The sequence below is a fragment of the Streptomyces sp. KL116D genome (assembly GCF_030766975.1).
Taxonomy (GTDB): Bacteria; Actinomycetota; Actinomycetes; order Streptomycetales; family Streptomycetaceae; genus Streptomyces; species Streptomyces longispororuber_A.
Map to the genome: position 1 here is coordinate 1 of NZ_JASERH010000044.1, position 11,437 is coordinate 11,437.

Genomic DNA, 11,437 nt, shown 5'->3' on the forward strand with positions numbered 1-11,437 from the left:
GCTCGCGCCCGTCGGGGCGTTCGCGCGGTCGGTGGCGGCGCAGCCGGTGAGTGCGGCCAGGCCGACGGCGGTGAAGCCGCGCAGCAACGCCCGTCGCCCGGAGGCGTTCTGATCCTGTTTCATGCTTCATGCGTCACACGGCGCCGGTACGGCCGCGCACACGACCACCGGATGGGACGCGCGAATGCACCCGTTCAGCGGCTCCGTCGACCGCGGGCAACCGGAGAAATAGGTTCCGCCCCGGCACTGCCCTCACCTGGGGCTTCCGCTAGCCTCTGCGCGTGACCGATCAGCAGCCACACCAGTTCGAGCGCGGGACCGACGGGCCCAAGGTGATCGTGGTCGGGGTCGACGGCTCCCAGTCCTCGTTCCGTGCCGCGGCCTACGCCGGCGGCCTGGCCCGTCGCCAGCGCGCCCTGCTCGCCGTCGTCTACGTGCAGCCCGTGATGGCGGCGGGCGCCGCGATGGGCGTGCCCGTCGCCGAGACGACCGACGAGATCGCGGAGGGGCTCATCGCGGAGATCCGGGAGGCCACGGAGCGGGTCAAGGACATATACGACGTGCGGTGGGAGTTCCACACCTTCCGCGGCGACCCGTTCAACGGACTGGTCACCGCGGCCGACGAGCTCAAGGCGGACGCCGTGGTCGTCGGGGCGTCGGAGCAGGCCGGGCACCGCATCGTCGGTTCGGTCGCGGTGCGTCTGGTGAAGGCGGGGCGCTGGCCCGTCACGGTGGTGCCGTAGCCGTCGCGCGGGCGGACGGGGCGTGCCGTCTTCCGTACCTGGCGCAACGGGAGCATCATGATCGGCCGTCAGCCGTCGCGTCCGCGAAGAGGTGAGCTCATGGCCAGTCCCCCCAAACTGCCGATGGGACGGGGCGTACTGCGTCGCAAACCCATCGAACAGATCGAGGCCACCGAAGGCGGGGCCGACGGCGAGCGGCCGCAGCTCACCCGCTCGCTCGGGCTCGGTCAGCTCACCGCGATCGGCGTGGGCGGCATCATCGGCGCCGGCATCTTCACCCTCGCGGGCACCGTAGCCAACGGCACCGCGGGACCCGCCGTCCTGATCTCGTTCCTGATCGCGGGCGTGGCGAGCGCGGCCGCGGCCCTCTCCTACGCGGAGTTCGCCGGGCTCATCCCGAAGGCCGGCTCGGCGTACACCTACGGCTATGCCGTGCTCGGCGAGCTCGTCGGCTGGTTCATCGGCTGGGACCTCCTCCTGGAGTACACGGCGATCGTCGCGGTCGTCGCGATCGGGATCTCCGGCTACTTCAGCTTCCTGCTCGGCGAGATGGGCGTGGACCTGCCGAACTGGATGCTGGGCGCCCCCGGCACCGGTGACGGCCACAAGGTCGACCTCTTCGCCGCGGCCCTGTGCCTGCTGATCGCGTACCTGCTGACGCTCGGCATCAAGAACGCGGCCCGCTTCGAGACGATCGTCGTCGTCCTCAAGGTGCTCGTGGTGCTGCTGGTGATCGGGGTGGGCTTCTTCCACATCGACACGGGCAACTACACGCCGTTCTTCCCGTTCGGCGTCTCCGGCGCGTTCACGGGTGCGGCGACCGTCTTCTTCGCGGTCTTCGGCTACGACGCCATGTCCACGGCGGCCGAGGAGTCCAAGGACGCGCAGCGCCACATGCCGAAGGCGATCCTGTACTCCCTCGCGATCTCGATGGTGCTGTACGTCCTGGCGTGCCTGGTGCTGACCGGCATGCAGAACTACAAGGACATCGACCCGGAGAGCGGGTTCTCCACCGCGTTCAAGTCGGTCGGGCTGAGCGGGCTCGCGGACGTGATCGCGGTGGGCGCGATCATCGGCATCCTGACGGTCATGTTCACGTTCATGCTGGGCGTGACCCGGGTCTGGTTCTCCATGTCGCGCGACGGGCTGCTGCCGAAGTGGTTCGCGAAGACGCACCCCACGCGGCACGTGCCGACGCGGGTGACGTGGATCGTCGGGTTCGCGTCGGCCGCCATCGCCGGGTTCCTGCCGATCGGCGAGGCCGCCGAACTGACCAACATCGGGATCCTGCTGGCATTCGTCGTGGTGTGCGTCGCGGTGATCGTGCTGCGCTACCGGCAGCCCGAGCTGCCGCGCACCTTCCGGACGCCGGCGATGCCGTTCGTGCCCGCGGTGGGGGTCGTCTTCTCCATCTGGCTGATCACGTTCCTGCAGTGGCAGACGTGGGTGCGGTTCGCCGTGTGGTTCGTGATCGGGCTCGGCATCTACTTCGGGTACTCGTACAAGAGGTCCGAGCTGGCCCGCACCACGGACTAGTGCTCCGCCCCGGGCAGGGGGGTGGCTGCGGCCGTCCCCCTGCCCGATCAGGGTCTCCTTCGGGCGGACCACGCAGGACTCGATCCCCTCCGGGTCGGCGAGCACGGTCCCCGGCGGCCGATCAGCTGTTGGCCTCGATGGACTTCTGGAACTCGCGGGCCATCTGACCGAGGCCCTTGTCCCGCCACTGCGACCAGAAGGGCTTCCACTCGCTGATCTTCTTGCGGCCGCTGACGATGTCGTTGACGAGGTCGGTCGCCTCGGTCGACATGCGGCCGTAGTGCTCCGTGTACGCGTCGGAGTAGTGGCCCACCGTCGGGTTGCGGACCGCGGAGGCGACGAGCTTCTGCTCCACGCCGTACACGAACCGCACGTCGTCCGCGCCGTGCGTGCCGGGGAAGGCGGCGGCCTGCAGGGAGAACGGGGCGGCCGTCGTCGTGTTCAGTCCGCTCCACAGGCCCTCGACCTGCTGCTTGCCCGCCTTGGTGCGCTGCGGGATGCCCTTCTTGTCGAAGGTGAAGTCCGTCCCCTCGGTGCCGAACTCGAGGAACTGGCGCTCCTTCGAGCCGAACGGCGCGGCGATGTAGTCGAGGATCGAGAGCAGCATGCGCACGCGCTTCTCGTCACCCTTCTTCAGGGCGGTGAATCCGATGGTCCCGAGGTGGTAGTGGTGGTTCGCCCGGTGTCCGCCCGCGTTGAACGGGACCAGGACCTCCGCGCCGAGGGCGGGATTGTTGGTGCGCAGATTGGCGCGGGCGCCGGAGGGGTTGGCGAAGACGCAGGCGCCGATCGCGCCCTGGGCCATCTTGAGGTAGGCGTCGGCCATGTTCGGGTCGCCCGGGTAGAAGACGCCCGCCTTCTTGAGCTTCGTCACGAAGTTCAGGGCCTCCAGGTACTCCTCGGTCTCCTGGAAGAAGGTCAGTGACCCGTCCTTGTTCTTGCGCCACTTGTTGGGCGCGCCGAAGCACTGGCTCAGGACGCTGACGGCGTTGACGTAGATCGGTTCGAGCGCCCACTGCTTGCCGCCGGTGACCTCCTTGCACTTGGCGAGGAACTCGTCGGTGCTCGCGGCGCTCAGCCCGTCGGCCGCTTCCCACACCTTCGGGTTGCCGCCGTAGACCTGCCCGAAGGCGGGGTACGGCACGGGGGCGCCCCAGATCTTGCCGTTGACGACGGCCGTCCTCCAGTGCTCCGGAGTCATGGCGGCGAGGTTCGGGAAGTCCTTGACCGCGTCGCCCGACACGTACGCGGAGATGTCGGCGCACTTGGACTCGAGGAGTTGCGCGATGTGCTGGATGCCCTGGTTGGGCGGGATCCACATCAGGTCGGGGAGGTCGCCTGCCGCGACGGTGGCGGAGAACTTCTCGGGGTAGCCCGGGTCCGTGCCGAGGATGGCGGAGAGGTTCACGCCGAGTTCCTCGTCGACCCTCTTCCAGTGGGCGTTGTCGCTCTTGGGCAGGGGCGGCTGCACCCAGATCTCGGTGAGCACCGACACCTTCGAGCCGTCACCGGGCTTCTTCGCGACGCTCTGGACGAGTTCCTCCGGGTAGGAGAGGAATCCCGCGGACAGTCCCTTCGCGTTGGGCTGCAGGTCGGGCTTGATCCGGGTGAAGGGCTGGTACGTGGGCAGCTTCACGTGCGCGGAGGCCGCCTCGCCCTTGCCGGCCGTGGAGGAGCCGCAGCCGGTCAGCCAGGTCGACGCCGCACCCGCGGCGACTGCCGTGCTCAACCCGAGAAAGCGGCGGCGGGACATGCTTGTCATGACACAACTCCGGGGAAGAAGGGGACGGTTCGGTGAGGGGAGGGGAGGGACGGGTCAGCCCTTGATGGCGCCGGTGAGCACGCCCTTGGTGAAGTACTTCTGCAGGAAGGGGAAGAGCAGCAGGATGGGCAGCAGCGCGAGCATCACCACGGCCATGGAGATCGACTGCTGCGGGGGCAGGTGCTGCAGGCCCAGCTGGTCACCGGTCATCTGCTTGCTCTGCACCACATAGGTGCGCAGCACGACCTGGATCGGCCACTTCCCCGAGTCGTTCAGGTAGAGCATCGCGTTGAAGAAGGCGTTCCAGTACGTGACGGCGTAGAAGAGGCCGACGACGGCGATGACGCCCTTCGACAGCGGCAGCACGATGCGGGTGAGGATCCGCCAGTCGCCCGCGCCGTCGATGCGCGCCGCCTGGTACAGCTCCTCCGGGATGTTCATGAAGAAGGACCGCATGACGACCAGGTTGAAGGCGTTGACGAGCCCGGGAAGGATCAACGCCCAGTAGGAGTCGAGCAGTCCGAGCTCCTTGACCAGCACGTACATGGGGATCATGCCGGGCGCGAAGAGCAGGGTGAACAGGACCATCAGGAGGATCGGCTTGCTGCCGGGCACTCCGCGCTTGGACAGCGCGTAGGCGAGGCCGATCGTCGTCAGCAGGGACAGGGTCGTGCCCACGACGGTGATGCCGATGCTCACCAGGACGGCGCGGGTGACCAGGCCGCCGGAGAGGATCGTCGTGTACGCCTCGAAGGTGGGGTCCGTCGGGAAGAGGACGAAGCCGCCCGCCGCCGTGATCTGTTCGCGGGAGGCGAGGCTCGTGGACAGCACGGTGAGGAACGGGAGGATCATCACCGCGCAGACGACGGTGAGGACGACGGCCTTCGCGGACTTGCCGAGACGGGTCGGCTCCTCCTCCCACGCGGGGCGGGCGTCCTCGGGCCTGGGCCTCAACAGGGGCAGGGAGAAGGTCACTTGGAGTACACCCCTTGCTCGCCGAAGGCGTGGGCGATCTTGTTCGCGCCCCAGATCATCAGCGCGCCGACGACTCCCTTGACGAGGCCGGCGGCCGCGCCGACGCCCCAGTCGCCGTAGACCACGCCGTGGTAGTAGACGTACGTGTCGAGCACCTCGGCCGCCCGTGCGCCCACCGCGTCACGCTGGAGCAGGAACTGCTCGAAGCCGACGGAGAGGACGTCACCGAGGCGCAGCACGAGCAGCATGATCGTGACGCCGCGCACGGCGGGCAGCGTGACGTGCCACATGCGGCGCCACCGTCCGGCGCCGTCGACGGCCGCGGACTCGTACAGGCTCTGGTCGACGTTGGCGAGCGCCGCGAGATAGATGATCATTCCCCAGCCGACGTCCTTCCAGATCACCTGCGAGGTGATGAGGAGCGGGAAGGTCGACGGGTCGGTCATCACGTCCAGGGCCGAAAGGCCGTGGTCCCGGAGGAAGTTGGAGATGAGGCCGGCGCCGCCGAGGACCTGCTGGAAGAGGGCGACCACCAGGACCCAGGAGATGAAGTGCGGCAGATAGACGACGCTCTGCACGAACTTCTTGACGCGACTGGAGACGAGGCTGTTGAGCAGCAGCGCGAGGCCGAGCGGCGCCGGGAAGAAGAAGATCAGCTGGAGCGCGGCGAAGGAGAGGGTGTTGCGGACCGACTCCCAGAACGCCGGGTCGACGAAGAGTTCCTGGAAGTTGGCGAGGCCGACGAGGGCGCTGTCCTTGAAGCCGATGAACGGCTGGTAGTCCTGGAAGGCGACGATGTTGCCGAGCATCGGGACGTAGAAGAACACGACGAAGAACAGCAGGCCCGGGGCCATCAGGGCGAGCATCACCCAGTTGTTGCGGAGGCGGCGGCGCAGGGGCGGGCCGCTCCTTGCCCTGCGGCCGGCCGTGGGCCGCGCCGTGATCACGGGTGGCGAGGCGGCGCGCGGGCGCCGCCGAGTTGCAGGGGATGACACGCGTACTCCCACCGACGGGACGGGATCGCCAATTTAGAAGGCAACTTGCTGAATTGGTGAGCCATATCCTGGGAGCGGCTCAGGCCGCCGTCAACCGCCTCCAAGGTCACGGGAGTTGGACTTTCCTTCGGTGGTTCTTGGACTTTCCTTCGCCGGGCCTACGCGGTCTGCTCGATGTGGTCCAGTGCGAGGCGGGCTGCCCCGATTGCGGTGGATTCCTCGCCGAGCGTGGAGGTTCGCACCTCGGGCGGGCAGGGGCAGAGGGCCGCGAGGCGCTCGGCGAACGGCTCGCTGAGCAGTGCTCCGGCGCGCGAGATGCCGCCGCCCAGGACGACGGCCCGCGGGTCGAGGACGGCGACGTGCCGGGCGAGGCTCTCGGCGAGGGCGTGGGCGAAGGCGCGCAGGGTGTACGCGGCTCCTCCGTCGCCGGCCGCCGCGGCGGTGACGACCGCCCGGGCGGCGTTCTCCCGGGTCGGCCGCGCCTCTCCCCCGTGCCCGGCGAACCAGTCGAGCAGCCGCTGGTAGGGGACGGTCCAGCCGTCGCCCGCGACCATCTCGCCGGCCGCCCCGCGGTGGCCCCGGTGGAGTTCGCCGCGCAGCCACAGGCCGATGCCGAGCCGGTTGCCGACGTACAGGTACAGGAAGTCGTCGGTGGCGGCGGCGACCCCCGCGGTGCCCTCCGCGAGGGTGGCGAGCTGGATGTCGTTGCCGACGATCACGGATCCCGGTGCCACGTCGGCGAGTTCGGCGGTGAGGTCGACCCCGCTCCAGCCGGGCAGCGAGTCGCTGACGGTGACGACGCGGCCCTCGGTGTCGACCATGCCGCTGGTGCCGACGCCGGTGGCGAGCGGACGCAGCCGCTCCCCCTCGGGGCCGGCGTCGGGCCCGGCGAGGCAGCCCCGGATCGCGGCGCGGACGGCGTCGAGCCGTTCGGGCGCGGGCAGTTCGGGCGTGACGGGCACGCGGTGCGCGGCGACCGTCCTGCCCAGCAGGTCGGTGGCGAGCGCCAGGACCTTGTGGGCGCCGACGTCGACCCCGATGACGTGCCCCGCCTCGGCGCGGAACCGGAACCGGCGGGCCGGTCTGCCGACCCCGCCGCCGCCCGGCTCCAGTTCCACCAGGCGCCCCTCGCGCAGGAGTTGCGCGGTGAGGTCCTGGGCGGTGGGTCTGGACACGCCGATGAGGGCGGCCAGTTCGGGCACGGTGATCTCCTCGCGGGCGCGCAGGACGCGCAGCGCGGCGGCCGCGTTGAGGCGGCGCAGCAGGGACGGATCCCCGCTCTTGGCCTGCCGGTCCGGCCGGCTCTCGGGCCGGTTCGTGTGGATGCTGGGCTTGTTGGGCTTCATGGGTGCGGCTCCCCCCGATCCAAGGCGTCCCCCTTGACAGCATGATCGGTGATTCCTCAGGGTGACCCGGAGTGATTGAGCAACTTACCTAATAAACGCGCCCCTGGGGGACCTCGTATGGGTGAGCACATCGCGGGACACGGTCATCCGGAACTGGAATGCGGGGTCGGCGACTGGGACTCCGAGGTCTACGGCAACCACCGGATCCTCGTCCGGGTGCCGGGAACGGGCCCGGAGCCGCGGCCGATCGTCGCGGCGGAGCTGCCGTGGCGGCGCCAGGATCCGGAACCGGAGGACGTCGACGTCGTCGTGCTCGCCCCGTCCGGCCGGCGGATCCGCGACACGGTGGCGGTGGAGGTGACCGCCGCGCGCGGCCGGATCGCCTTCGCGCCGGTCGAGGGCCCGGGCACGTACGCGGTGCACTACCTGCCGTACGCGCACACGGGCAAGCCCTACTACCCGCAGGCGGCCTACCGCCGGCCGACCGGCACCGCCGATCCCCAGTGGGTGCACGACCACGGTCTCGACCGGCCGGGTCCGGCCGACGTCTGGGCCGCGCTGCCGCGCGCGGAGGCGTTCCGCTACGAGGCGGCGAGCGCGGTCGACTCGTTCGCGCCGCTCGGCTTCGCGGCGACGCGCGAGGAACGTGAGAGCGTCGAACTCGCCTTTCCTGACGCCGAGTTCCTGCTGTTCGGGGAGGACAGGGCGCATCCGCTGGGCCGCTACCGGCAGCTCCCGGCGCGCTGGGCGCTCGGCGTTCCGTTCGCGGCGTTCGAGGCGACGGCGGACCGGGGCGAGTGCTACGCGTTCCAGGTCGGCGTGGCCGCCCGGCAGGACCTGGCGGACGTCCGGGTGGAGGTGCGGGGTCTGCCGTTCCCGGTGCGGTGCGTCAGCCGGGGCGGCACCGACGCGCGGGGCCGGCCGTTCGAGCGGCGGATCGGCGTGGCGGCGGGCGGGGTGTGCGCCCTGTGGTTCCTCGCGGACGTGCCCGCCGACGCGGAGCCCGGCCGCTACGAGGGCGAGGTGGTGGTGCGCGCGGACGGGGTGCCCGGGCGGGCGCTGCCGGTCCGGCTCACGGTCACCGGGCGACTGCTGCCCGACCACGGCGTCGGTGAGCCGCACCGGCTCGCCCGGCTCGGCTGGCTGGACTCGGCGACGGGCCACGACGACGAACTCGTCCCGCCGTTCACCCCGGTGACCCGGGAGGCGACGGCGGACGGCGGGCAGCGGCTCGGCATCCTCGGGCGGGTCGTACAGATCGGCCCCGACGGCCTCCCGCACCGCCTGGTGTCGACGTTCACCCCCGCGGTGACCGCGGCCGACGGCGCCCCGCACGACGTGCTCGCGGCGCCCGTCCGCCTCGGCATCGGCCGCGCCCTCAAGTCCGAGCCGCTCACCGCCGGACGACCGGGGCCGGCCCGGGCGACGTGGTCCACCCGCGCCGTCGGCGACGGCGTACTCCTGCGCACCGAGGGCGAGTTGGAGGCCGACGGCTTCCTCGTGGTCCGCGCCACGGTCGAGGCGACCGCCGACCTCGACCTGCCGGACGTGACGCTCGACGTGCCGGTCCGCGAGGAGATCGCGCGGTACACGATGGGCCTCGGGCTGACGGGCCGCGTCTGCCCGCAGACGTACGACTGGACGTGGGACACGGCCGCCCACAACCAGGACGCCCTCTGGCTCGGCACGACGCACGCCGGGCTCCAGCTCTCGCTGCGCGACGAGCACTACGACCGCCCGCTGAACACCAACTACTACCGCGAGAAGCCGCTCGTGACGCCGCGCTCGTGGGCGGGCGACGACGGGCGGGGCGGCATCCGGCTGCGGACGGCCGACGGGGTGCGCACGGTCACCGCCGCCAGCGGGCCGCTGCGGCTGCGGGCGGGCGAGCGCCGGTGCTTCGAACTGCGGCTGCTGCTCACGCCGTTCAAGCCGATCGACCCGGCCAGACAGCTCACCGAGCGGTACTTCCACGCGTACGCGGCGCCCGAGGAGGTCGCCGACTACGGCGCGAACGTCGTCAACCTCCACCACGCCACTCCCCCGAACCCGTACATCAACGACCCGCTGCTCGCCGCCGACGTGCTGCGCGCCTACACCGAACGGGCGCACGCCCTCGGGGTACGCGTGAAGGTGTACGACACCGTCCGCGAACTCACCCGTCACACACCGGAGCTGCCGGTCCTCGCGGCCTTCGGCGACGAGGTCCTCGCGGCGGGCCCCGGCGGCGGGCACGCCTGGCTCCAGGAGCACCTGGGCGACGCCCACGTGCCCGGCTGGGTGGCGCCGAACGTCCGGGACGTCGCCGCCGTCACCACCGGCGAGTCCCGCTGGCACAACTTCTACGTGGCGGGCATCCGGCGGCTGCGCGAGCACGTCGGCGTCGACGGGCTCTACCTCGACGACGTGGCGTACGACCGCACGACGATGAAGCGGGTCCGCAAGGCGCTGACGGCGACCGGCGACGCCCCGCCGGTCGTGGACCTGCACTCGTGCAACCAGTACCGGGCGCCCGACGGCTTCGCCTCCAGCGCCAACCTGTACGCGGAACTCCTCCCGTACGTGGACCGGCTCTGGCTCGGCGAGCTCTTCGACTACGAGGGGACCGACCCCGCGTACTGGCTGGTGGAGCTGTCCGGGATCCCGTTCGGCCTGATGGGCGAGATGCTGGAGGGCGGCGGGAACCCGTGGCGGGGCCTGGTGTTCGGGATGACCGCGCGGGCGCCGATGACCGACGTGCGGCCGCTGTGGCGGGCCTTCGACCGGCTGGGGCTGCCGGACGCCGCCATGACCGGCTGGTGGGCGCACGACGGCCGCGTGGGCACCGGGCACCGGGAGGTGCTCGCGACGACGTGGCGGGGCGCGGACGGGGCGGTGACCGTGGCGGTGGCGTCCTGGGCCGGGGTGCCCGTCGACTGCCGCGTCACGGTGGACGGATCGGACGTCGAGGCGTACGCGCCCGCGATCGACGGGTTCCAGGACGAGCGGACGTACCCGGCGGGCGGCCCCGTGCCGGTCGCGCCGGGACGGGGCCTGCTGCTGCGGCTGGGGGCGGCTACTGCGCCATGACGAGGCCGTCCTGGGCGGCGCCCCGGCTGAGCACGACGCGGCGGATCCGGTCCCGGACCCCTTCGAGGTCGGCGCCCCGGTCGATGGCGCGCCCCAGGTTCACGACGCGGTCCGAGCCCAGGTCGAAGAGGGCGGGCACGAACTCCGCCTTCGTCACCCGCCAGCGCTGTCCGGCGCGGGCGGGCGGGGCGAAGGTGAAGCGGCCGATCGTGCCCATGTTGCCGCGCGCGTCCTGGGCGCCGTCGTGGTTGAACATCTCGCCGGCGATCTGGTCGCCCATGCCGTAGACGATCCAGGTCCCGTTGACCTTCTCGTACGCCTGCGGGACGTGCGCGTGGGTGCCGAGGATCAGGTCGATGTCGGGGCGGCCGTCCGTCCGTGACGCGGTGAGCTGCCTGCCGAGGCCCAGTTGCCGCTCGTCCGGCTCGTCCTGCCACTCGGTGCCCCAGTGCAGGGAGACCACGACGACGTCGGCGCCCGCGCGGCGCGCTGCCCTGGCGTCCGCGACGATCCGCTGCCGTTCCATCAGGTTCACCGCCCAGGGGCGGCCCTGGGGCAGCGGGTAGCCGTTCGTGTCGTAGGTGTAGGCGAGCTGGGCGACCTTGGCGCCGCCCGCCCGCAGCCAGGCGGGGCTGTGGCCCTCGGCGGCGGTGCGGCCGGAGCCCGCGTGCTTCACCCCGGCCCGGTCGAGGGCGCCGAGGGTGCGGGCGATGCCGTCGGCGCCGTCGTCGAGGGTGTGGTTGGAGGCGGTGGAGCAGGAGTCGTAGCCGGTGGCGCGCAGGCCCGCGGCGACCTGCGGCGGCGACTTGAAGGCCGGGTAGCCGCTGTAGTCGCCCTGCGCGCCGTACACCGTCTCCATGTGGCAGATCGCCAGGTCGGCCCCGGCGACGACCGACTTGGCGCCCGCGAGCATGGGGCGGAAGTCGTAGCCCTCGCCGCCCGCGTCCGCGTTCGCCCGGTCGATGATCGAGGTGTGCGGCAGCACGTCGCCGGACGCGGCGAGCGTGAAGC

Annotated in this window: 8 protein-coding genes; 3 read left to right on the forward strand and 5 right to left on the reverse strand. The window is 71.5% G+C overall.

The window, feature by feature from the left end:
* Positions 1 to 281 precede the first annotated feature (281 nt).
* Both RBJ77_RS18040 and RBJ77_RS18045 read left to right on the forward strand, forming a co-directional pair.
* Complete coding sequence (locus tag RBJ77_RS18040) at positions 282 to 743, forward strand: universal stress protein (protein ID WP_372345976.1); 462 nt, start codon at positions 282 to 284, stop codon at positions 741 to 743.
* 99 nt (positions 744 to 842) lie between these two features.
* Complete coding sequence (locus tag RBJ77_RS18045) at positions 843 to 2,279, forward strand: amino acid permease (protein WP_372345977.1); 1,437 nt, start codon at positions 843 to 845, stop codon at positions 2,277 to 2,279.
* 121 nt (positions 2,280 to 2,400) lie between these two features.
* On the opposite strand, the gene RBJ77_RS18050 is transcribed toward RBJ77_RS18045, so the two are convergent.
* The 4 genes from RBJ77_RS18050 to RBJ77_RS18065 all read right to left on the reverse strand — a co-directional run bounded on the left by RBJ77_RS18050 (position 2,401) and on the right by RBJ77_RS18065 (position 7,357).
* Positions 2,401 to 4,041, reverse strand: coding sequence for a hypothetical protein (locus tag RBJ77_RS18050; protein WP_372345978.1), 1,641 nt, complete (start codon positions 4,039 to 4,041; stop codon positions 2,401 to 2,403).
* Between the two features lie 54 nt (positions 4,042 to 4,095).
* Positions 4,096 to 5,016 carry a carbohydrate ABC transporter permease gene (locus tag RBJ77_RS18055; protein WP_372345979.1) on the reverse strand — a complete coding sequence of 307 codons (921 nt, stop codon included), beginning with the start codon at positions 5,014 to 5,016 and terminating at the stop codon, positions 4,096 to 4,098.
* Complete coding sequence (locus RBJ77_RS18060) at positions 5,013 to 5,882, reverse strand: ABC transporter permease (protein WP_372345983.1); 870 nt, start codon at positions 5,880 to 5,882, stop codon at positions 5,013 to 5,015. Before RBJ77_RS18060 ends, RBJ77_RS18055 begins: the two co-directional genes overlap by 4 nt.
* 287 nt (positions 5,883 to 6,169) lie before the next feature.
* Positions 6,170 to 7,357, reverse strand: a complete 1,188-nt coding sequence (locus RBJ77_RS18065; RefSeq protein ID WP_372345980.1) for an ROK family protein — start codon at positions 7,355 to 7,357, stop codon at positions 6,170 to 6,172.
* A 117-nt stretch (positions 7,358 to 7,474) separates the two neighbouring features.
* Here RBJ77_RS18065 and RBJ77_RS18070 point away from each other — a divergent pair, with 117 nt between their 5' ends.
* Positions 7,475 to 10,426: a glycoside hydrolase domain-containing protein gene (locus tag RBJ77_RS18070; RefSeq protein WP_372345981.1), complete on the forward strand. Its 2,952-nt coding sequence runs from the start codon at positions 7,475 to 7,477 to the stop codon at positions 10,424 to 10,426.
* On the opposite strand, the gene RBJ77_RS18075 is transcribed toward RBJ77_RS18070, so the two are convergent.
* Positions 10,413 to 11,437, reverse strand: a 1,025-nt coding sequence (locus tag RBJ77_RS18075) for a CapA family protein (protein ID WP_372345982.1), incomplete at its 5' end; no start/stop codon positions are given. The genes RBJ77_RS18070 and RBJ77_RS18075 overlap by 14 nt on opposite strands.